Annotated in this window: 17 protein-coding genes; 12 read left to right on the forward strand and 5 right to left on the reverse strand. The window is 58.7% G+C overall.

The features are described 5' to 3' along the window. Positions 1-12 precede the first annotated feature (12 nt). Positions 13-879: a crotonase/enoyl-CoA hydratase family protein gene (locus tag CYR52_RS08330; protein WP_072927174.1), complete on the reverse strand. Its 867-nt coding sequence runs from the start codon at positions 877-879 to the stop codon at positions 13-15. Positions 880-1,330: 451 nt separating this feature from the next. On the opposite strand from CYR52_RS08330, the gene CYR52_RS08335 reads away from it, so the two are divergent. Next, on the forward strand, positions 1,331-2,002 hold the full coding sequence (locus tag CYR52_RS08335) for a LuxR C-terminal-related transcriptional regulator (protein ID WP_072927172.1): 672 nt from the start codon (positions 1,331-1,333) through the stop codon (positions 2,000-2,002). A gap of 253 nt (positions 2,003-2,255) precedes the next feature. Beyond that, on the forward strand, positions 2,256-4,277 hold the full coding sequence (locus tag CYR52_RS08340) for an NADPH-dependent 2,4-dienoyl-CoA reductase (RefSeq protein ID WP_101828412.1): 2,022 nt from the start codon (positions 2,256-2,258) through the stop codon (positions 4,275-4,277). Positions 4,278-4,280: 3 nt separating this feature from the next. On the opposite strand, the gene rlmG is transcribed toward CYR52_RS08340, so the two are convergent. Continuing rightward, positions 4,281-5,420 (reverse strand): 23S rRNA (guanine(1835)-N(2))-methyltransferase RlmG, encoded by a 1,140-nt coding sequence (gene rlmG, locus CYR52_RS08345; RefSeq protein ID WP_072927168.1) that lies wholly within the window; start codon positions 5,418-5,420, stop codon positions 4,281-4,283. A 153-nt stretch (positions 5,421-5,573) separates the two neighbouring features. On the opposite strand from rlmG, the gene CYR52_RS08350 reads away from it, so the two are divergent. The 4 genes from CYR52_RS08350 to CYR52_RS08365 all read left to right on the forward strand — a co-directional run bounded on the left by CYR52_RS08350 (position 5,574) and on the right by CYR52_RS08365 (position 9,103). After that, entirely contained in the window at positions 5,574-6,080 is a 507-nt protein-coding gene (locus tag CYR52_RS08350; RefSeq protein ID WP_072927167.1) for a M48 metallopeptidase family protein, read from the forward strand. Between the two features lie 39 nt (positions 6,081-6,119). Continuing rightward, positions 6,120-7,109, forward strand: a complete 990-nt coding sequence (locus tag CYR52_RS08355) for a Gfo/Idh/MocA family protein (protein ID WP_101828413.1) — start codon at positions 6,120-6,122, stop codon at positions 7,107-7,109. A gap of 12 nt (positions 7,110-7,121) precedes the next feature. Continuing rightward, complete coding sequence (locus CYR52_RS08360; RefSeq protein WP_101828414.1) at positions 7,122-7,850, forward strand: glutamine amidotransferase; 729 nt, start codon at positions 7,122-7,124, stop codon at positions 7,848-7,850. Positions 7,851-8,146: 296 nt separating this feature from the next. Continuing rightward, entirely contained in the window at positions 8,147-9,103 is a 957-nt protein-coding gene (locus CYR52_RS08365) for a TerC family protein (RefSeq protein WP_072927163.1), read from the forward strand. 66 nt (positions 9,104-9,169) lie between these two features. Here CYR52_RS08365 and CYR52_RS08370 read toward each other — a convergent pair whose 3' ends face one another. Further along, positions 9,170-11,605 (reverse strand): beta-N-acetylhexosaminidase, encoded by a 2,436-nt coding sequence (locus tag CYR52_RS08370; protein WP_101828415.1) that lies wholly within the window; start codon positions 11,603-11,605, stop codon positions 9,170-9,172. Between the two features lie 337 nt (positions 11,606-11,942). Here CYR52_RS08370 and treR point away from each other — a divergent pair, with 337 nt between their 5' ends. From treR to treC, 3 genes are all read left to right on the forward strand, one after another. After that, entirely contained in the window at positions 11,943-12,896 is a 954-nt protein-coding gene (gene treR / locus CYR52_RS08375; RefSeq protein ID WP_101828421.1) for a trehalose operon repressor TreR, read from the forward strand. A 171-nt stretch (positions 12,897-13,067) separates the two neighbouring features. After that, entirely contained in the window at positions 13,068-14,495 is a 1,428-nt protein-coding gene (gene treB, locus CYR52_RS08380; RefSeq protein ID WP_072927160.1) for a PTS trehalose transporter subunit IIBC, read from the forward strand. A 79-nt stretch (positions 14,496-14,574) separates the two neighbouring features. Then, positions 14,575-16,239, forward strand: coding sequence for an alpha,alpha-phosphotrehalase (treC, locus tag CYR52_RS08385; protein WP_101828416.1), 1,665 nt, complete (start codon positions 14,575-14,577; stop codon positions 16,237-16,239). A 4-nt stretch (positions 16,240-16,243) separates the two neighbouring features. Here the strand turns inward: treC and CYR52_RS08390 are convergent, their stop codons facing one another. Then, positions 16,244-17,260 carry an NAD-dependent epimerase/dehydratase family protein gene (locus tag CYR52_RS08390; RefSeq protein ID WP_072927157.1) on the reverse strand — a complete coding sequence of 339 codons (1,017 nt, stop codon included), beginning with the start codon at positions 17,258-17,260 and terminating at the stop codon, positions 16,244-16,246. A gap of 313 nt (positions 17,261-17,573) precedes the next feature. On the opposite strand from CYR52_RS08390, the gene nrdD reads away from it, so the two are divergent. From nrdD to CYR52_RS08405, 3 genes are all read left to right on the forward strand, one after another. Next, positions 17,574-19,670, forward strand: coding sequence for an anaerobic ribonucleoside-triphosphate reductase (gene nrdD, locus CYR52_RS08395; RefSeq protein WP_101828417.1), 2,097 nt, complete (start codon positions 17,574-17,576; stop codon positions 19,668-19,670). Positions 19,671-19,676: 6 nt separating this feature from the next. Continuing rightward, positions 19,677-20,141 (forward strand): anaerobic ribonucleoside-triphosphate reductase-activating protein, encoded by a 465-nt coding sequence (nrdG, locus tag CYR52_RS08400; RefSeq protein WP_101828418.1) that lies wholly within the window; start codon positions 19,677-19,679, stop codon positions 20,139-20,141. Between the two features lie 174 nt (positions 20,142-20,315). Continuing rightward, the gene (locus CYR52_RS08405) at positions 20,316-21,050 is read left to right on the forward strand and encodes a response regulator (RefSeq protein WP_079205176.1); all 735 of its coding nucleotides are present in this window, start codon (positions 20,316-20,318) and stop codon (positions 21,048-21,050) included. 165 nt (positions 21,051-21,215) lie between these two features. Here CYR52_RS08405 and CYR52_RS22630 read toward each other — a convergent pair. Then, a partial coding sequence (locus CYR52_RS22630; protein ID WP_165699079.1) for a hypothetical protein occupies positions 21,216-21,890 on the reverse strand: 675 nt, incomplete at its 5' end.

The following is a 21,890-nucleotide window of genomic DNA, read 5'->3' on the forward strand; positions in this document are numbered from 1 at the left end:
TGCCTGAACCGGTTAACCCGCTTTGCGCAGGCTGGCGGTGTGGCGGTTTTGCAACATCACCAGGCGTTCCATATAGGCGATGTCTTTCTCTTCCAGGGTAAAGGCGGCGTCGACCCAATCTTCCGTGATGTCCATCAGCTCGGAGCGGGTAAGTTGCAGCACCCGCTGCCGGGCACGGATCATCGCCCGCATGCCGTTCATTTTCGGCCGCAGGGTATCCATGAAAGTACGGGTCGCCTCAAAGGCGCTGCCCGGCTGGAACAGGTGGTCAATCAGCCCGCGGTTCTCATACCACTCTGCGGTATGGGATTCGCCGCTGCTGATCAGTTCCTCCGCCAGCCGCATCCCTGCTTTACGGGTCACCAGGGAATAGGCGCCCATGCCGGGGAACAGGTTAAACGCGATTTCCGGGAAGCCCATGCGCGCGTTGTTCTGCGCCAGCACATAGTGGTGCGCCAGGGCCGCTTCAAACCCGCCGCCCAGCGCCGTACCCTCAATCATCGCTAATGTAATGGCGCCTACGCCAAACCCCTGGGAGGCGGCATGGACGCAGTCAATACAGGCACGGGCATAGGCCCGCAGCGACTCCCGTTTACGGCTTGTGATCGCCTCCACAAAATAGTTGAGATCGCCGCCGACGTTATAGATGTTGGGCACCAGCGACCCGGTTACCCAGAAATCAATCGGCAACTGTGACGTTTTGGCCGCATCGGCTAATTTCATAATGTCGTCAATTAACGCCTGGTTGAAACAGGGGCGTGGGTAAGCCCGCAGCATCATCCAGACAACATTGCGACCCTCTTCATAAAATGCAGAAATTTGTGAAAGGTTGCCGGCTTCAGTAAATGCGCGGCAAGATGGATGGTCAAGAAGGTTCATAATAAGTCCTGTTTTTTTCAGTGTATGTCGGGTGAAGCCAGACCAGCCTAGTGCAGCGCAACGATGAACTGAATCCATTGCAGCAGATGATGCAGTGAATATATAAAAACAGGGGTGCACCGATTAAAAAATGATCGGTGAGTTTTATAGGCTCCGTAATCGCATTTTTTGATCAAATTGCGTATAAAAATAAAAGAAGCTGTTTTGAATAAGATTGCTCTTATAAAATTTCACCCTTATAAATAATATCGAAAAATATTCTAAAAAACCTTGTGTAATAACGGGTTAGCACGTCACTTCTTCACGGAAGATGAATATATAATTAACTATTATTTAATTGCTCGCATCCTGATGAGAACGCATCATTTGAAATGCAAATGGTATTGCAGAAATAATCGCATCATTTTCCAGATTGTTGCATGTGATTAATTATCTTATCAGGAGTTATACTATGCCCTATAAAATAATCATTGCCGGGGATAACCCCATAATTAAATACGGGCTTACCCATATTATTAATGAACAAAGCCACAAGACCCTGAAGGTGGTTAATACGATTTTATTAAAGGATATTTACCATATTGAGGAGAAGTTTGATCTGCTCCTTGCCAGCATCAATGCACCGGAAGATATGTTCAGCATCCACCTGCCGTTTATCAGCCGTTTTTACGAAAGATCACCCGGTAAAAAACTCGCCATGATTACCGGCATCGCTTCTTCTTCCCTGTTGTTAAAATCCCGGAAATACCTGAATGGCCTGCTTTCGGAGCGTGATCCTTTTGCTGAATTAATTGAAGGCATTCTGAAAATCCTTGAAGGCCAGAATTACGTTTCACGCAGCATCCGTGAACATCAATTTATTGATAAGCGCCCACGCCCATTAACTCTGGGCACCTCGCGGCTGGCATTAAGTGAATGTGAAGATAAAGTCATTAAATACATTTTCTCTGGTTATAACGTCACCGAAACCGCACGGCTGCTTGACCGCAGTATTAAGACGGTCAGTGCGCAAAAACGGCAGGCGATGAAAAAATTAGGGGTCGAAAATGATACGGAATTGTTGTTAATCGGCAGCCAGTTTTCCTATGGGGATAAATCATCCGGCGGCGAAGAGGCTGGCTGAACACGACGCAGCCGGCGCACGCCGATGAGATAAAACAGGGAGCATGGGTGGCTCCCTGTGACGACCGCTCGCTTTTCCGGGTGATGTACGGCAACGACCCGGCAGCAGATTTTTGAACAACTTCACATTCCCTGAAGAGACTGTTTTTAACCGCTTCATCTCCCCTCTTTTGCCCCCTACACTCATCCGACCACTCAGCAAGGTTGTGATGCCTTGTGCAGGAAGAGCCCTGTTTTTATTGCCGGAGATGCTTATGGCCGCTTACCCCCACCTGCTTGCCCCCCTTGACCTGGGCTTTACCACGCTTAAAAACCGCGTTTTGATGGGCTCGATGCACACCGGGCTGGAGGAGCTGCCGGACGGCCCGGTGCGGCTGGCGGCCTTTTATGCGACACGCGCCCGTGCCGGTGTCGGGCTGATTGTCACCGGCGGCATCTCGCCGAACGCCGAGGGTGTGGTTTACCCCGGTGCCTCTACGCTGGTGTCATCAGCACAACTGGCCGGGCACCGGCAGGTAACAGCCGCCGTACATCAGGCCGGCGGGAAAATCGCCCTGCAAATCCTGCATGCCGGGCGCTACAGCTACCAGCCGCACCCGGTCGCCCCTTCCGCCCTTCAGGCGCCGATTAACCGCTACGCGCCGGAAGCGCTGTCAGAGGAGAAGATCCTCGCGACCGTGGCGGATTTTGCCCGCTGCGCCCGGCTGGCCCAGCAGGCCGGTTACGATGGAGTAGAAATCATGGGCTCAGAGGGATACCTGATTAACCAGTTCCTCGCGGCGCGCACCAACCACCGTCATGATGGCTGGGGCGGCAGTGCCGGGAAACGCCGCCGCTTTGCGCGGGAGATTGTCCGGGCGGTGCGGCAGGTCACCGGCCCCCGTTTCATCATCATCTATCGCCTGTCGCTGCTTGATCTGGTCGAAGAGGGGCAGACGCTGGCGGAAAGCATGGCGCTGGCGCAAGAGATTGAACAAGCCGGCGCGACGCTGTTAAATACCGGCATCGGCTGGCATGAGGCGCGTATTCCCACCATTGCCACCAGCGTGCCGCGGGCGGCGTTTGGCTGGGTCACACAACAGCTGATGGGCCATGTTTCGGTCCCCCTGATCGCCACCAACCGCATTAATGATCCGGCTGTTGCAGAGCAACTGCTGGCAGACGGTATGGCCGATATGGTGTCGATGGCGCGCCCGTTCCTGGCTGACCCGGCGTTTGTGCAGAAAGCGGCGCAGGGCCGCCCGGAGGAGATCAATACCTGCATCGCCTGTAATCAGGCCTGCCTGGATCAGGTTTTTGACGGCAAAGTCGCCTCGTGCCTGGTCAATCCGGTTGCCTGCCGCGAAACTGAGCTGATTTCGATACCGGTTCTGACGCCCAAACGGCTGGCGGTGGTGGGTGCCGGCCCGGCCGGGTTGGCCTTCGCCGTTACGGCGGCAGCGCGTGGGCACCATGTCACGCTGTTTGATGCGCGGCCGGAAATCGGTGGTCAGTTTAACCTCGCCCGGCTGATCCCCGGTAAAGAGGAGTTCAGCCAGACACTGCGCTATTACCGCACCCAACTGGCGTTGCTGGGCGTGGTACAGCGGCTGGGGCAGCGGGTCAATGCCGCGGATCTGGCCGGGTTTGATGAGGTGGTTCTGGCAACCGGCGTGGAGCCGCGCACCCCGGCCATCCCCGGCATCGATCACCCGAAAGTGCTGAGCTACCTGGCGGTACTGCGCGACAAGGTGGAGGTGGGGCCGCGCGTGGCGATTATTGGTGCCGGCGGCATCGGCTTTGACGTGGCAGAGTACCTGAGCCAGCGCGGCCCGGCCGCCAGCCTGAGCAGTGAGCAGTTCTGCCGCGAATGGGGGGTGGATCGCACCCTGACGCAACCGGGCGGCCTGATGCCGCACGGGGGCGTGGCTGAGCGCCCGGCGCGGCAGATTTTCCTGCTGCAACGTAAAACCAGCAAAGTGGGGAGCGGGCTGGCCAGAACCACCGGCTGGATCCACCGGGCCTCCCTGATGCAGCGCGGGGTCACCCTGCTTAACAGCGTGGAGTATCTGGGTATAGACGATCGCGGGCTGCATATTCAGCGCGCGGCGGAGCAGCACTGCCTGGCCGTGGACCATGTGGTGGTGTGCGCCGGGCAGGAGCCGCAACGGGCGTTGCAGGCCCCTCTGGCCGCCCTGGGGAAAACCGTGCACCTGATTGGCGGCGCAGAGGTGGCACTGGAGCTGGATGCCCGCCGGGCGATTGATCAGGGCACCCGGCTGGCCTTAACGATCTGACGTTTAGCGGTATGCGCGGGTTTTGACTGCCCGCAGCACCACGAACTTCTGGCTGGAAGCCAGGGTTTCGCAGTTGCCGAACAAGCGTTTCAGCTTGTGGTAGTAGTCAAGGTGGCGGTTGCCGACGATGCGCAGCTCGCCGCCGTTTTGCAGGCAGCGCTTGGCATCACAGAACATCTGCCAGGCGGTGACGTCCGTGATGGTGCTCTGCTGGTGGAACGGCGGGTTACACAGCACCGCCTGCAGGCTGTCACGCTCCACATGCGCCAGCAGGTTATCCACCTGGAAGGTGCAGCGCGCATGATCCTGCGGGCGGTTACGCACCACATTCATCTCACTGGACGCCACCGCCATATAGGATTCATCGGTAAACAGCAGTTCTGCGTCCGGGTTCTGCCCCAGGGCGATCAACCCGATAATGCCGTTGCCGCAGCCGAGGTCAGCAATCCGCCCTTCCATGTTTTCCGGCAGGTGCTGCATAAAGAGGCGTGCGCCGATGTCCAGCCCGCCGCGGGAAAAGACGTTGGCATGGTTGGCAATGCGGTAGTCGGTGCCGTCCAGCGCCCATTCGCTGATCACCGGCTGGTCATTGACCGGCAGATCGGCCACAGTGGCGAAAATCAGGCGGGCTTTTTTCTTCGCCAGGCTGGTTTTGGTCGGCCCCAGGATCTTTTCAAACAGTTGCAGGGTAGAGGTGTGGATATCCCGCGCTTTGGCCCCGGCAATGATCACGGTCTCCGGCGTCACCACATGCCGCAGCGCTTTCAGTTGCTGCTCCAGCAGCGCCAGCGTTTTCGGCACACGCATCACCACCAGCCCCGGCGCATCCGGCAACGGAGCCAGGCTGTCCTGCACTTTTACTGATTCCGGGTCCCAGCCGTTCAGCGCCAGGTTGTGGCGTACGGCCAGTTGCGCCATGTAAGAGTCGCTGATGCTGTAAGGCTGATGCGCCGACAGCGCACACCCCAGCGCACCAAAGGTGTCGTTGAAAATCAGCAACGGTTTGCCGTCAGCAGCGGTAATGTCCAGGGTTTCCAGCAGATATTCATCTGCGGCATCCCAGGCTTGCAGCGTGGTGATCTCTTCCTGCTGCGGGTAGCGCTCAAGCTCAAGGCGCAACGTTCCCAGTTCGAATAGGCTCATCGCCCCTCCTGAATAAAAAATTTGGGCTGTTTATCCCTTAAATTTGCCTGTCAGTAAAATGTTTTTTCGGTTAAAACTGGCTTTATTGCCGTGGCGGCGCGTTTCTGCCTGCCCTAAGCGCGGCATCCCTTTTCCGGAGAGTGAGCCAAACCGATGCAACCACTGACTTACCTTCAGGGCTATCCTGATCACTTACTGCATCAGGTACGCCAGTTGATCACTGAGCAGCGTCTGGGCAATGTGTTGTTGCAGCGTTACCCGCAGCCGCACGACCTCACCACGGACAAATCGCTCTACCAGTTTACCACTGACCTGAAAAACCAGTTTCTGCGCAACGCCCCGCCGATCAGCAAAGTCGCCTATGACGGCAAAATTCAGGTGATGAAGCACGCACTGGGGCTGCACACTGCGGTTTCCAGGGTGCAGGGCAACAAGCTCAAAGCCAAGGCGGAGATCCGCGTGGCGACGGTATTTAAAAGTGCGCCGGAGGCGTTTCTGCGGATGATTGTGGTGCACGAGCTGGCGCACCTGAAAGAGAAAGACCACAACAAGGCCTTTTACAGCCTTTGCTGCCATATGGACCCGGCCTACCATCAACTGGAATTTGATACCCGGCTCTATCTGACGCACCTGGACCTGTTCGGCAAACTTTATTCCTGAACCGATGGCGGCCCCGGCTGCCTGCACATGGAGTTACCCATGATTCGCTTTGCTGTTGTTGGCACTAACTGGATCACCCAGCGCTTTATCGATGCCGCCCATGAAAGCGGCAAGTTGCGCCTCGCCGCGATCTATTCCCGCTCGTTGGATCAGGCCAAAGCGTTCGGGGAGGATTACCCGGTCGCCCACTATTTTGACGATCTGGACGCGCTGGCAAAAAGCGATCAGGTGGATGCCGTCTACCTCGCCAGCCCGAACGCCCTGCACTGCGCACAGGCGTTGCTGTTTATGCGCCACGGCAAGCATGTGATCTGTGAAAAGCCGCTCGCCTCCAATGCGCGTGAGGCACAACAGATGATCGCCTGCGCACGCGAACATCAGGTGGTGCTGTTTGAAGCGTTCAAAACCGTCTGGCTGCCCAATTTCCTGCACCTGCAAAGCTGCCTGTCACGGGTCGGCACCCTGCACCGGGTCTATCTCAACTATTGCCAGTTCTCATCACGTTACCCGCGTTATCTGGCCGGGGAGAACCCGAACACCTTTAACCCGGCGTTTTCCAACGGCTCGATCATGGACATCGGTTACTACTGCCTGGCCAGCAGCGTGGCGCTGTGGGGTGAACCCCAACGCGTTACTGCCAGCGCCGCCCTGCTGGCCAGCGGTGTGGATGGGCACGGCACGGTGATCCTTCACTATGATCAGTTTGAGGTGGTGATCGCCCACTCCAAAGTGAGTGACTCCGCGCTGCCCAGCGAAATTCAGGGCGAAGGCGGCACGCTGGAAATTGAGAAACTCGCCGAATGCCAGGCCGTGGCCTTTACGCCGCGCGGCGGCCAGAAGCTGGACCTGACCCAGCCGCAACATATCAACACCATGCTGTATGAGGCAGAAGCCTTTGCCCGGCTGGTAGAGGCCGGGCAGGTTGAGCATCCGGGGCTGGAGACCTCCCGCATCACCGCCCATCTGCTGACTGAGATCCGCCGCCAGACCGGGGTAGTATTCCCGGCCGACAGCGCCCCTGACGCCTGACAAGGAGAGAGTATGACGCAGCCCAAGCCTTTGTTGATCCTGCAAACCGGTGATGCCCCGGAGGTGATCCAACAGCAGCATGAGAATTACCGCCAGATGTTTATCCATCAGGGGGCCATTTCGCCGCAGGCGCTGGAGGTGGTGCACCTGCCGCAGGGTGAGCGGCCCGGTTCCCCGGCGGCTTACAGCGGGGTGATCATTACCGGCTCGGGCGCGATGGTGACTGACCGGCTGGTGTGGAGCGAATGGGCGGCGGGCTGGCTGCGTCAGGCGATAGAAATCGCGCTGCCGGTGTTCGGCGTCTGTTATGGGCACCAGTTGCTGGCTGATGCGCTGGGCGGCGAGGTGGGTTACCACCCGCAGGGCATTGAGTGCGGCACCAAACGGCTGGAGCGGCTGCCGGGCGCGGAGCATGACCCGCTCTGTGCCACGCTGCCCGCGCACTTTACCGCCAACCTGATCCACTCGCAGACGGTGCTCGTCCCGCCGCCGGGCGCGCAGGTGCTGGCGCGTTCCGAGCACGACCCGCACCAGATCCTGCGGTTTAACGCCACCACCTTCGGCACCCAGTTCCACCCGGAATTTAACGGCGCGGTGATGAAAAGTTACCTGATGCGCCAGGCAACGCTGATGCCGGAGAGGCAGGCTGAACTGATGGCGCATCCGGCGGAAGATACGCCCGTCAGTCAGGGGTTGTTACAGGCGTTTGTCGCCGGGCTGGGTCACAGTCAGCAACAGTAAACATAAGTTTGACGAATCTTTACCTGATGACATATTGAGCACTGAAACATTTTGTATTATTTTGTCATCAGCAAAGGGGAGTAACTTCTTCGCCGGTTTATCGTCATTACGGTGTCTGTTTCAGGCACCCGGTAGCCGGGGCAACCCGAGAACATTGCGCATTCAGGCATAAGCAATGTTGTCCGTGTTGTAAGTGAGACCTTGCCGGAAGGCGGGGTTTGCTTACAGCTCAACAGAGCGGCTGACGTCTTCCGATGTCGGCCGTTTTTTGTTTTCAGGATACTCAGGAGCACCGTATGAACTCTGTTGGAAACCCGTGGCTATGGGGCAGTTTCGCTGTCATCGTGGCCATTATGCTGGCGGTAGACCTGCTGTTGCAGGGCAAACGTGGGCAGCAAACCATGTCCATGAAAAGCGCGGCCTGCTGGTCGCTGGTGTGGGTCAGCCTGGCGCTGCTGTTTAACGCCGGTTTCTGGTGGTACCTCAACGGCACCCTTGGGCGTGAGGTCGCAGACCAACAGGCGCTGGCGTTCCTGACCGGCTACCTGATTGAGAAAGCGCTGGCGGTGGATAACGTCTTCGTCTGGCTGATGCTGTTTAGCTACTTTGCGATACCGGCCAGCCTGCAACGGCGGGTGCTGGTGTACGGCGTGCTCGGTGCGATTGTGCTGCGTACGATAATGATTTTCGGCGGCAGCTGGCTGGTGACGCAGTTCCACTGGATTTTGTATGTGTTCGGCGCGTTCCTGCTGTTTACCGGCATTAAAATGGCGTTGGCGAAAGAGGACGACGCAGTGCTGGGTGAGAAGCCGCTGGTGCGCTGGCTGCGTAAGCACCTGCGGATGACCGACGAGCTGGACGGGGAGAAATTCTTCACCTACCGCAACGGCGTGCGTTTCGCTACCCCGCTGCTGCTGGTGCTGATTCTGGTAGAGCTGAGTGACGTGATCTTCGCGGTGGACAGCATTCCGGCGATCTTCGCGGTCACCACTGACCCGTTTATCGTGCTGACCTCGAACCTGTTTGCGATCCTCGGCCTGCGCGCCATGTACTTCCTGCTGGCGAACGTGGCGGAGAAGTTCTCGCTGCTGAAGTATGGCCTGGCGGTGATCCTGGTGTTTATCGGTGCCAAGATGCTGATGATGGATATTTACCATATCCCGGTCGCCGTCTCGCTGGGCGTGGTGGGCGGCATTCTGGCCGTGACCCTGCTGTTGAACGTCTGGGTGAACAAACGCGCCGCGCGCGTCTGATTGATCACGAAATAAAGAAAAACGGGGCAGAATGTCTGCCCCGTTTTTTTGTGTATATTTTCTGCGTTAACGCCGGGGTTTATTGCCGCCCGGTTTCGCCTCACCACCCTCTTCTTTGCGGGTGATGCCGTCCAGTAACGCTTCCAGCGGATAGACTACCGCGATCACCACCTCATCCCGCACCACCGAGGCCTTGTCCAGTAACTGCCTGGCGCGTTTCACTTCGTTATTGCTCATCATGCTGCCGCGCTGGGCGACGTCCACCAGCCGCAGGCCGAGCACCGCAAGCGCATTCACGTCTGCGGCCACCGGTTGCAGCGGGGAGAGCAGATAATTGCCCGCCAGCAGCGGCGCAACCTCCGGGCTGTTGGCCTGCCAGCGGGTGAAGCGGCGGCGCAGGGACTCCGCGGCGGCGCTGTCAGTGCGGTCAGCCAGCAACTGCTGAACCTCAAGGCCCATCTGGCGCACGTCGTCACTTTCCGCCGGCAGGGCATCCGCAAAGCGGTTCAGCGGCTCGAACTGGTGATAGTTGCCCGCCTGGAATTTCAGGTGCAGGCGCGTGTAGTACTGCGCCGGTTCTACCGCTTCCGCCAGCACCTGCAACGGCGCAATCTGCGTGCTCTGCGCCAGCCGGGTCAGCAGGCGCGTGGTGTCGGCGTGCTGTTGCAGCCCCACTGACACCACCGACCAGGCATCCACCGCCGCCAGCCGCCGGTACATGTTCTGCTCGTCCTGCACGTCCCGCGCTGACCAGAGCCGCTCAGCCACCACAAACGCGCGCGGCCAGAGCCTCAGGTCAATCACCTGCGGCGTGATCATCTCCGCCCAGAGCGCCGCCTCACCGCCGAGGATATTGGCCGCACCGGTGCGATCCGGCACCACCGGCGCCGTCCCGGCCGGCACGGCGGCGAGCTTCTGCCCGCTGACCGGGTAGCGCACATTGCCGATCAGGAAGTAGCCGTCCAGCGTGCTGTTTTTCAGCGTCAGCACCGGCCGGGTGTCGCCCATCCAGGTGTCGATCTGGAAGGTCACATTCGCGTCACGCCACACGATGTTGCGCACCGCCCGGCGTGATTTGCCGTTGAAATCGATAAACCCGCGCCAGCCCTGCGGCCCCTCGATCAGGGTCACGCTGCCCTCTGCCGGTTTGCCCTTGAGGCGCGGCATGGTGAAGGCCCAGCTTTGCGCTTTCTCATCCTGATGGACGCGATCGTCGATCCAGAGCGGCTGCGGCAGCACTTCGTTGCGGTAGTGGTAAGCGGCGCTGTGCGGCTGGTCGAGGTAGAAGCCGGTGGAAAGCAGCCCTTTGTAGCCCTCCTGCGCCACCGTGCCCAGCGCGTCCGGCCCCTGCCAGGATTGGATCACCGCCGTTTTCGGCAGGTCCGGGTGATGGATTTCGTCCCAGCCCACCATGGTGCGCTGCCAGGAGCCGAGGATCAGCGTCAGCTTCTGGTTGAAATACGCCTGGAGCGCATGGCTGTCGGCCAGGTTATTGCGTTTCATAAACGCCTGGATGGCAGGCGATTCGTTCCACTGTGCCGGGTCGACTTCATCCCCGCCGATATGCAGGTAGGGATCCGGGAAGATCGCCGCCACCTCGCCAATGATCGTGTCCACAAACTGGTACGTTTCCTGCCGGCTGGGATCGAGCGTCGGCTTATGCACGCCCCACTCCCGCTGCATCAGGTAGGGGCCGGGCGCACTGACCAGCTCCGGGTAGGCCACGGCAATCGCGGAAGCGTGGCCCGGCAGGTCAATCTCCGGCACCACGCGGATGCCGAGCGCCGTGGCATAGGCCACCACCTCTTTCATCTGCTCCACACTGTAGAACCGGCCGTCACTCGCCTGCTGTTGCAGTTTCGGGTAGTGGGTGGAGGCGAAGCGCCAGCCCTGGTCGTCGGTCAGGTGCCAGTGGAATACGTTCAGCTTGGCCGCGGCCATGCCGTCAAGCTGGCGTTTGATGTCACTGACCGGCAGGAAATGGCGCGCAGAATCGAGCAGCACGCCGCGCCACGGGAAACGCGGCGCGTCTGAGATGCGCACCAGCGGCAACGCGGTGTGGCCGCCGTCATTGTGGATCAGCTGTAACAGCGTCTCCATGCCGCGCAGTGCGCCGAAACGGGTTTCCGCATTCAGCACCACCCCCTGCGGCGTGATGGTGAGCTGATAGCGTTCGTCGCTGTCCGGCAGCGGTTGCGGGTCCACTTTCTGCTTGATCACCACCATGATCAGCGCCTGTTGGGGGTTATCCGCCTGTGGCAGCAGCGTCCAGCCGGTCTGCTGCTCTATCCGTTGGCGCCAGCGGTCAATGGCCGGGCCGAGCTCATCCCCGCTGACGCCGAGGGTCAGGCGGTTATCAAGGACCAGCTGGCCCTGTTGCGGGTTGCCCTCGACCTTTTGCGGCCAGGGCATCAGCGGCAGATCGCCGGCGGGCAGCGCCCACAGGGCGGGTGAAAACAGCATCAGCGAGGCCAACAGCGTGGCGGGTAAGCAGCGTTTCATTTTTATCATTCCCTGGAAGTCATTACAGCTGTGCGCAAGAGTAACCCGGCGAATAATAAAGGGTAAGTTGCGTCCCGTCGCCGCCGATGGCCAAAAAACCGCCGGAGATCACGTCTTGTCTGCCGCTTGCCCGATCATGCCCTTTAATAACAGAAACTTTCAGCTGGTTACCGGGGGTTGCGCCCGGCCCTCCTGCTGTTTCAGGGAAATTTTTCCGGCAAAATTAAGAATTTCCCCACCCCAGTGCCGTGTTTGCCTGAAGAGGGGGTGCAGAGCGCCGGGATTTCAGTTACAAAGGTAGGCCTTGTTCTTGCCGCCGTGGAATCTGCTGTACATCATGACAACCCGTCTGACCATCAAAGATATTGCCCGCCTCAGCGGCGTGGGGAAATCCACGGTATCCCGCGTGCTTAACCACGAAGGCAGTGTCAGCCCGCGCACCCGGGAACGGGTGGAAGCGGTGATCCGCGAGCACGGTTTTACGCCGTCAAAATCGGCGCGGGCCATGCGCGGCCAGAGCGACAAAGTGGTGGGGATTATCGTCTCCCGGCTCGACTCCCCGTCAGAGAACCAGGCGGTACGCGCCATGCTGCCGCTGCTCTACCAGCACGGTTACGACCCGATTGTGATGGAAAGCCAGTTCTCGCCCGCCCGTGTGGAGGAGCATTTGCAGGTGCTGCGCCAGCGCAATGTGGACGGGGTGATCCTGTTTGGTTTTACCGGGCTCGAGGAGCCGCTGCTACAGCCGTGGCAGGCCAACATGGTGACGCTGGCACGCGACTACGCCGGGTTGTCGTCGGTCTGTTATGACGATGCGGGCGCGGTGCGTCTGCTGATGGACGAACTCAGCCGGCGGGGCCACCCGCAGATCGGCTATATCGGCGTGACCCCGGAAGATGCCACCACCGGCCTGCGCCGCCAGCAGGCGTATCTCGATTACTGTGCCGACACCGGCCTGGTGCCGCAGGTTGCCATTGGTGAGCTGCGCTACCAGAGCGGCTTCCGGCTGGCGCCCGAGGTGTTGCGCCCCGGTATGCAGGCGCTGGTCTGCGCGTCAGACACTATTGCGCTGGGCGCGGCCAAATATCTGCAACAGCATGCCCTGCCCGCGGTGCAGGTGTGCGGCATCGGCAATAACCCGCTGCTGCGTTTCCTGTTCCCGGAGACGTTTTCCATTGAGATGGGGTACGGCACCGCCGGGCTGCGTGCCGCCGAACAGTTGCTTAAACAGCTTCAGCACCCTCAGCACGGCATCCGCCAGATTACCGTGCCCTGCCACCTCGTTACCTGACTCTCATCTCAGCGTTTTAACGTTTCCTCACAAATATCTGTGATGCTGCGCTCAAACCGGGAACGTTCCCAATTTCACGCCCGCAGATTCACGCTATGCTTTTAAAACACCTTCCCTTGTTCCGGCCGGAAATGCGCCTTCACCCACGCGGCTAATAAAGAGCATAAAACCATGAGCAAAAAGAACACGGTAAACCCGTCTGATGTTGAGCAGTTGATTGCGCTCGTTGGCGGCAGCGGCAACATTGCCACTGTCACCCACTGTATTACCCGGCTGCGCTTTGTCCTGAACGACCCAACCAAAGCCGATCCCAAAGCGATTGAGGCGTTGCGCATGGTGAAAGGCTGTTTCACCAATGCCGGGCAGTTCCAGGTGGTGATTGGCCCGGAAGTCGGCGACTACTATAAGGCGCTGATCGCCGCCAGCGGCAACAGCGGGGCCAACAAAGAGCAGGCCAAGGTGGCGGCCCGCCAGAACATGACCATTTTTGAGCGCGGCATTTCGCATTTTGCGGAGATTTTCTTCCCGCTGCTGCCGGCGCTGATCAGCGGCGGCCTGATTTTAGGGTTCCGCAACATCATCGGTGAAATCCCGATGAGCAACGGCAGGACGCTGGCGCAGATCTACCCGCTGTGGCAGACCCTGTACGATTTCCTCTGGCTGCTGGGCGAGGCGATTTTCTTCTATCTGCCGGTCGGGATTTGCTGGGCCACGGTAAAAAAACTGGGCGGCACGCCGATCCTCGGCATTGTGCTGGGCGTGACGCTGGTGTCACCCCAATTGATGAACCCCTACCTGCTGGGGCAACAAGTCCCGGATGTGTGGGATTTTGGCTGGTTTACCATTGAGAAAGTGGGCTATCAGGCGCAGGTGATCCCGTCCATGCTGGCCGGGTTAACCCTGGCGTTTATCGAGACCCGGCTGCGGCGCATTGTGCCTAACTACCTGGAGCTGGTGGTGGTGCCGGTATGCTCGCTGATGCTGGCCGTTTTCCTTGCCCATACGCTCATCGGGCCGTTTGGCCGTATGATTGGTGACGGCGTGGCCTGGGCCGTGAAAGCGATGATGACCGGCAGCTTTGCCCCGATCGGCGCGGCCATTTTCGGCTTCCTGTATGCCCCGCTGGTGGTGACCGGCGTGCACCAGACGACGCTGGCCATTGACCTGCAAATGATCCAGAACATGGGCGGTACGCCGGTCTGGCCATTGATTGCGCTGTCCAATATTGCGCAGGCCGCGGCGGTGACCGGCATCATTATCGTCAGCCGGAAACACAACGAGCGTGAAATCTCGGTGCCGGCGGCCATCTCCGCCTATCTTGGCGTCACCGAACCCGCCATGTACGGGATCAACCTGAAGTACCGCTTCCCAATGCTCTGCGCGATGATTGGCTCCGCCTGCGCCGCGCTGATTTGCGGGCTGGCCCATGTCACGGCCAACGGCATCGGCGTGGGCGGGCTGCCGGGCATCCTGTCAATCAAACCGCAATTCTGGGGCACCTACGCAGTCGCGATCCTGACGGCGATCGTCATCCCGATCGCACTGACCGTGCTGGTCTACCAGCGCAAAATGCGCCGCGGCCAGCTGGCCTACACCTGAGACTTCAACGGGCGCCGTCAGGGCGCCCGTTGCTTTCCCCTTTTCCTGATTTTTTCTGATTACTATGGGAGTCATTGTCATGTCCGCAACTCTGCCCTGGTGGCAAAACGGCGTTATTTACCAGATTTACACCAAGAGTTTTCAGGACAGCACCGGTGACGGGCTGGGCGATCTGCACGGCGTCATCCGCCGCCTCGATTATCTGCAACAGCTGGGGGTGGACGCACTGTGGCTGACGCCGGTTTACCGCTCGCCGCAGGTGGATAACGGCTATGACGTTGCGGATTACTGCTCCATCGATCCGGCTTACGGCACCCTGGAAACCTTCGAGCACCTCACCGAAGAGGCGCACCGGCGCGGCATCCGCATCATCATGGACATGGTGTTCAACCATACCTCCACGGAACATGAGTGGTTCCTGCAGGCGCAAGACCCGGCCAGCCCCTACCGCGATTACTACATCTGGCGCGACCGCAACCCCGACACGCCGGACGGCCTTCCGAACAACTGGCGCTCCAAGTTTGGCGGCAATGCCTGGCAGTGGCACGAGGCCAGCGGCCAGTATTACCTGCACCTGTTTGCCCCCGAGCAGGCTGACCTGAACTGGGAGCACCCGCCGGTGCGCGAGGCGCTGAATAAAGTCTGCGCGTTCTGGGCGGCAAAAGGGGTCGATGGCCTGCGGCTCGATGTGGTTAACCTGATCTCCAAAACCCCTGGCCTGCCTTCGGATGAGACCGGTGACGGCCGCCGCTATTACACCGACGGCCCGCGCAGCCATGAGTTTTTGCAGGCGATGAGCCGGGAGGTTTTCCAGCCGCTGGGGCTGATGACCGTGGGCGAGATGTCCTCGACCTCGCTGGAACATTGCCGCCGTTATGCGGCGCTGGACGGCAGCGAACTCTCCATGACCTTCAACTTCCACCACCTGAAAGTGGATTACCCGAACGGTGAAAAGTGGTCACGCGCACGGCCGGATTTCGTGCAGCTCAAACAGATCTTCCGCGAGTGGCAGCAGGGTATGCACGGCCACGCCTGGAATGCGCTGTTCTGGTGTAACCATGACCAGCCGCGTGCGGTGTCGCGCTTTGGGGATGACGGCGCGCTGCGGGTGCCGGCCGCCAAAATGCTGGCGATGGTGCTGCACGGGATGCAGGGCACGCCCTATATCTATCAGGGGGAAGAGATTGGCATGACCAACCCCGGTTACCGCTATCTGGCGCAATACCGGGATGTCGAAAGCCTGAATATGTTTGCTGAACTGCTGGAAGCCGGGCGGCCGGAGGCGGAACTGCTGGATATTCTGTCCGGGAAATCACGCGATAACGGCCGTACGCCGATGCAGTGGGATGAGAGCGATCATGCCGGGTTCAGCACCGTGACGCCGTGGCTGGAGCCGTGCGCCAACTACCCGGTGATCAACGTCAAACAGGCGCTGGAGGATAAGGATTCGGTGTTTTACACCTACCAGCGGTTGATCGCCCTGCGTAAACAGTTGCCGATCCTGACGCACGGTGATTATCAGGATCTGCTGCCCGATCACCCCTGGATTTGGTGTTACCTGCGTCAGCAGGGTGACCAGCAACTGCTGGTGACCGCCAACCTCAGCCGGGAGGCGCAACCGTGGCAGCCTTCCGTGACCACCGGGGGCTGGGAGCGGATCATGGGCAACTATGGCGATACTGCCGCACAACCGGCGGCCATGACGTTACAGCCCTTTGAGGCGATTTACTGGATGCGCGGCTGAGGCCTCAGCGCGGGGTCACCAGGCCCTGCGCAATCATCCATTGTGCGGTTAAGGCCATGCCCTCTGCCAGCGCGTAACGCGGCGTGTAATTCAGCGTGTTGCGAGCGCGGTGGCGGCTTAAGGTCAGGTCATAGACGGCGGTGGCGACCCCGTGCCGGGTAAGGCGTGGCGGTTGCCGCCGCATCATACTGCCCAGTTCATGCAGCCCCGCACGGCCGTAAGCAACCTGGTAAGGCGCAGCCCGCAGGTAGTATTGAATCCCCAATTGCTGCCCCAGCAGCATCTCCAGTATCAGCGCCAGGCTCTGCGCCTCATGGTTGGTGATGTTAAATACCGCCCCGCTCTCCAGCGCCGGCTGCTCTGTCGCCAGCACCAGCGCCTCCACCACATTCAGCACAAAGGTGAATTCCGCGCGCGCCACCCCGCCGCCCGGCAGGGCCAGAATGCCTTTGCTGTGGCGCAGGTTCTCCAGCATCTCCGGCAAAATGCCCTGTTGGTATGGGCCAAACAGCGCACCGGGGCGCAGGATGACGCAGCAGGTATGCGGGTAGTGCGGCATCAGCCGCCGGATGCTCTCTTCCGCCGCGTATTTACTGGCTGCCGCGTGGTTGGCAAAGCGCGCCGGGCGGAACGTCTCTTCCACGTTGTAGCGGTGGCGGTAGTCGAAATAGAGCGCAGCGGAGGAGACGTAAATAAAGCGCCCGATGCCCGCCTCCCCGGCCGCCTGTAACAGATTTTCGGTGGCGATGACGTTGATGTCATAAAACGACTGATAGTCGCCCCAGTGGTGGGAATTGGCAGCGCAGTGCCAGACAGCATCACAGCCCGCTACCAGCGCCCGGCAGGCAGTAATGTCCGCCACGGCCAGGTCCAGTTCGGTGAATTGCGCGCCCTGTTCCGCCAGTGCCTCGCCCACCGCCGGGTTACGCCCGGTGGCATGAACCTGATGGCCCGCCTGCAATAGCCATTCAACGGCATTGCGCCCCAGCCCGCTTGTCGCTCCAGTGACCAATACTTTCATTGCTCTCCTGCCCGTTTTCATGCCATGCCGAAAATAGCTTCCTTTCAGCAGTGTAGCCGGGCAGCGAGTGTAAAAAAATCGTTAATCTCTAATATTGCGGCGTTACTTGTGCCTCTGGGGCGACGCCGGAGGGGAATGGTCAGAGTTTCCCCAGCACACTTTTTTCTTTGTCTTATATCAAGCAAAGCGCCATTAACTCTCGCCAAAGCACTACATGTAGTGCGTATAGTAATCACCCTCTTCTATATATAGTCATTCTTATCATTACGGCCGGGTATCCCTGCCGGGTGATAACCACCAAAGGAGTGCCATCGTGAAACCAGTGGTGATAAAGCGGGACGGGTGCCGGGTCTTATTTGATGAAGCGCGGATCATGCAGGCGATTGCCAGGGCGGCGCAGGCGGCCCGGCTGGAGGATAACGCCTATTGCGCCGGGGTCGCCCGGCATGTCACCGCCCAACTGGCCAAGCGGGTTCAGGTGGACATCCATGAGATCCAGGAAGCGGTGGAAAACCTGCTGATGGCCGGCCCGCACAAGGCGCTGGCACGCGCCTATATTGAGTATCGCCACGATCGCGATGTCGCCCGTGAACAGCGCGGCAAATTGAACCAGGAGATCCGTGGGCTGGTTGAACAGCGTAACCACGCCCTGCTCAATGAGAACGCCAATAAAGACAGCAAAGTCATCCCGACCCAGCGCGACCTGCTGGCGGGCATCGTTGCCAAACATTACGCCAAGCAGCATATCCTGCCGCGTGATGTGGTGCTGGCCCATGAGCGCGGCGAGATCCATTACCACGATCTCGACTATTCGCCGTTTTTCCCGATGTTCAACTGTATGCTGATTGACCTGAAGGGGATGCTGACCGGCGGCTTCAAGATGGGCAATGCCGAGATCGAGACGCCGAAGTCGATCTCCACCGCGACAGCCGTCACCGCCCAGATTATCGCGCAGGTCGCCAGCCATATTTATGGCGGCACCACCATCAACCGGATTGATGAGATCCTCGCGCCCTACGTGACGGCCAGCTTTGAAAAACACCTCACCACGGCGCAGGCATGGCAGATCCCGGATGCGGACGGCTATGCCAGGGAGCGCACGGAGAAGGAGTGCTATGACGCGTTCCAGTCGCTGGAGTATGAGGTCAACACGCTGCATACCGCCAACGGGCAGACGCCGTTCGTCACCTTTGGCTTTGGCCTCGGCACCTGCTGGCAATCACGCCTGATCCAGTGCTCCATTCTGCGCAACCGCATCGCCGGGCTGGGCAAGAACCGCAAAACCGCCGTGTTCCCTAAGCTGGTGTTTGCCATTCGTGACGGCGTCAACCATAAGCCGGGGGATGTGAACTATGACATCAAGCAGCTGGCGCTGGAGTGCGCCAGCAAACGCATGTACCCGGATATTCTCAATTACGAACAGGTGGTGAAGGTCACCGGTTCGTTCAAAACCCCGATGGGCTGCCGCAGTTTCCTGGGCGTGTATGAGGAGGACGGCGAGCAGATCCATGACGGGCGCAACAATATCGGCGTCATCAGCCTGAACCTGCCGCGTATTGCGCTGGAAACCCGCGGGGATGAATCGCTGTTCTGGATGCGGCTGGATGAACGGCTGGTGCTGGCGAAAAAAGCGTTAATGACGCGGATTGCCCGGCTGGAGGGCGTCAAGGCACGGGTTGCGCCGATTCTCTATATGGAGGGTGCGTGCGGGGTGCGCCTGAAGGCGGATGATGATGTCGCGGAGATTTTCAAACGGGGGCGCGCCTCGATCTCACTGGGTTACATCGGCCTGCATGAAACCATCAATGCGCTTTCCGGTAACCGGCATGTGTTTGACCATGCCGAACTGCAGGCCAAAGCGGTGCAGATTGTCGCCCGGCTGCGGGCCGCTACCGACGCATGGAAAGCGGAAACCGGCTACGGTTTCAGCCTTTACAGCACCCCCAGCGAAAACCTGTGCGATCGCTTCTGCCGGCTGGACACCGCAGAATTCGGTGTGGTGCCGGGCGTCACCGATAAGGGCTACTACACCAACAGCTTCCACCTCGATGTGGAAAAACGCGTAGACCCTTACGCCAAACTGGACTTTGAAGCGCCCTACCCGCCGTTGGCGAATGGCGGGTTCATCTGTTACGGCGAATACCCGAACCTGCAACATAACCTCAAGCCCTATTACGGCACCAATACACCGATCGATGAATGTTATGCGTGCGGCTTTACCGGTGAGTTTGACTGCACCAGCAAAGGCTTTACCTGCCCGAAATGCGGCAACCATGATGCCAGCACCGTGTCGGTGACCCGCCGGGTGTGCGGCTATCTCGGCAGCCCGGATGCCCGGCCGTTTAACGCCGGCAAGCAGGAAGAGGTTAAACGCCGGGTCAAGCACCTGCACACCGGCCGGTTGGGGTAAACTTTGATGCATTTCCATCAATACTACCCGATCGATGTGGTCAACGGCCCCGGCACGCGCTGCACGCTGTTTGTGGCCGGGTGCGAGCACCAGTGCCCCGGCTGTTATAACAAAAGTACCTGGCGGCTGGACTCCGGCCGCCGGTTTACCCCCGAAGATGAGGATCGGATTATTGCTGACCTGAATGATTCCCGCATTCCACGCCAGGGGCTGTCACTTTCCGGCGGCGATCCGCTGCATCCGCAGAACCTTTCCGCCATCCTGCATCTGGTGAAGCGCGTCCGGGCGGCATGTGAGGGAAAAGATATCTGGTTATGGACCGGTTACCAGCTGGGTACACTGACGCCGGCGCAACGCGAAGTCGTCAGTTTCATCAACGTACTGATTGATGGCAAGTTTGTGCAGGATCTTAAAGATCCGGCACTGATCTGGCGCGGCAGCAGTAATCAGGTGATCCACCGGCTGCGTTAATCACGCGTTCGCTTTTTATTCTCTCCCTGCTTTTTACAGAGCTCAGAATGGCGCGAAATTCTGAGCTCTGTTTCCCATATTACAAAAACGGTGCGTTTTCGGCGGGCAACTAAATATACAAATGCAGGAACACAAATTACACTTACTGTATCTTCATTTAACCCACGGACTATTATGCAAAGAAAAAAGCCCGGTGCCTTACGTTCCGGCACATCGATGTCAGATAAAAAAATCAAAGTGGCGATAGCGGATCAAAACCCTATCGTTATCTATGGATTGCGGGCGTTATTACGGGAAGAGCACGACATTGAGGTAGTATTTACCAGTTCCACAGCCCAAGACCTGTTCAAAAAACTGGTTATGTATGAGGCGGATATTATTATATGTGATAGTAACTTTACAGAGTCACTGGATACCAAGGGCACCCAATTATTAAGGAGTATTCATCGTTATATTCCGCATATTAACATTGTGTTCTACAGTGCGAACCTGACATCACATCAGATTGCTGAAGCCATGGAAGCAGGCGCGGCCAGCGTGATACGCAAAAGTGAAGAAGATCTTTCGCTCATTGTCCATACGCTGCGCCGGGTACATAACGGCAGTTTTTATCTGCAACCCAGTATTTCCCATGAGATTTTGTCTTCGTTTTTATCTGGGCGGCAAAAAAACAGCAGTTGGCATAGTCTTTCTGCCCGGGAAAAGGTGGTTATCCAGCTTATCTGTGAAGGGCATTCCATTAAACAGATTGCTCACGAACTCTGTAAAAGCCCTAAAACGATCAGCAACCAGAAAACCATGGCCATGCGGAAATTAGGTGCAGCAAATGATATACAGTTGATAAACAGAGTGAAAGAGCTTCGTTATGAACTGGCCGCTGATCCTAAGGAAGAGAATAAGCAAGCGTAATTGCTGTTGTTTTTTATCCCTGCCACGCGTTATTTTCTCGCCCTACTCCCACGCCGACTCTCCTTGCCTTATTAAACTTTATATCAGACATAAAAAAACGTGCTTCCGAGGAAGCACGTTTCAGTTAAGTACCTATAACAAATCAGGCTGTATTAATTAATCCCTTTAGCCCTTCTTGTTATTTGAGAAGGTATTTGCCTGCGACCATTCAGCATTCTGATAGGTTTGCTTGGCGGACAGCGAGTACTCCGGCAACAGCGGTTGCCAGGCTCCTTTGCTGATCGTCATATTCCCGGCACTGGCTGCCGAACCGTTCATCTCCGGTGCAGAAATCACCTTGCCTTCGAACTGGGAAGCCGGCTTCGGCTGCACGCCGCCACCGTTTTGACCCGGGACGATCAGACCTTTCGCTTTCGGCTCAACCGTGAGGCCCATATTGCCTGCGCTTGCCGCTTCCGGACCACGGATTTCCACGCCCTGACCTTCACCGGTGGCGATAGGCTTCGGCTGCACGCCATGGCCTTTGTCCATCGGCTCAATCAGGCCTTTCGCCTTCGATGCAATATCGAGATGGATAGTGCCTGCGCTTGCCCCTTCCGGACCACGGATTTCCACGCCCTGGCCTTCACCGGTGGCGATAGGCTTCGGCTGCACGCCATGGCCTTTGTCCATCGGCTCAATCAGACCTTTCGCTTTCGATGCAATATCGAGATGGATAGTGCCTGCGCTTGCCGCTTCCGGCCCGCGGATTTCCGCACCCTGACCTTCACCGGTGGCGATAGGCTTCGGCTGCACGCCATGGCCTTTGTCCATCGGCTCAATCAGGCCTTTCGCCTTCGA

Source organism: Chimaeribacter arupi (assembly GCF_002858805.1).
GTDB lineage: Bacteria > Pseudomonadota > Gammaproteobacteria > Enterobacterales > Enterobacteriaceae > Chimaeribacter > Chimaeribacter arupi.

Coding starts and splice junctions, on each gene's coding strand:
- CYR52_RS08405 (WP_079205176.1), top strand. CDS start 20,316: ATGCAAAGAAAAAAGCCCGGTGCCTTACGTTCCGGCACATCGATGTCA.
- treC (WP_101828416.1), top strand. CDS start 14,575: ATGTCCGCAACTCTGCCCTGGTGGCAAAACGGCGTTATTTACCAGATT.
- treR (WP_101828421.1), top strand. CDS start 11,943: ATGACAACCCGTCTGACCATCAAAGATATTGCCCGCCTCAGCGGCGTG.
- CYR52_RS08390 (WP_072927157.1), bottom strand. CDS start 17,260: ATGAAAGTATTGGTCACTGGAGCGACAAGCGGGCTGGGGCGCAATGCC.
- rlmG (WP_072927168.1), bottom strand. CDS start 5,420: ATGAGCCTATTCGAACTGGGAACGTTGCGCCTTGAGCTTGAGCGCTAC.
- CYR52_RS08370 (WP_101828415.1), bottom strand. CDS start 11,605: ATGAAACGCTGCTTACCCGCCACGCTGTTGGCCTCGCTGATGCTGTTT.
- CYR52_RS08365 (WP_072927163.1), top strand. CDS start 8,147: ATGAACTCTGTTGGAAACCCGTGGCTATGGGGCAGTTTCGCTGTCATC.
- CYR52_RS08330 (WP_072927174.1), bottom strand. CDS start 879: ATGAACCTTCTTGACCATCCATCTTGCCGCGCATTTACTGAAGCCGGC.
- nrdG (WP_101828418.1), top strand. CDS start 19,677: ATGCATTTCCATCAATACTACCCGATCGATGTGGTCAACGGCCCCGGC.
- CYR52_RS08350 (WP_072927167.1), top strand. CDS start 5,574: ATGCAACCACTGACTTACCTTCAGGGCTATCCTGATCACTTACTGCAT.
- CYR52_RS08360 (WP_101828414.1), top strand. CDS start 7,122: ATGACGCAGCCCAAGCCTTTGTTGATCCTGCAAACCGGTGATGCCCCG.
- CYR52_RS08340 (WP_101828412.1), top strand. CDS start 2,256: ATGGCCGCTTACCCCCACCTGCTTGCCCCCCTTGACCTGGGCTTTACC.
- CYR52_RS08335 (WP_072927172.1), top strand. CDS start 1,331: ATGCCCTATAAAATAATCATTGCCGGGGATAACCCCATAATTAAATAC.
- CYR52_RS08355 (WP_101828413.1), top strand. CDS start 6,120: ATGATTCGCTTTGCTGTTGTTGGCACTAACTGGATCACCCAGCGCTTT.
- treB (WP_072927160.1), top strand. CDS start 13,068: ATGAGCAAAAAGAACACGGTAAACCCGTCTGATGTTGAGCAGTTGATT.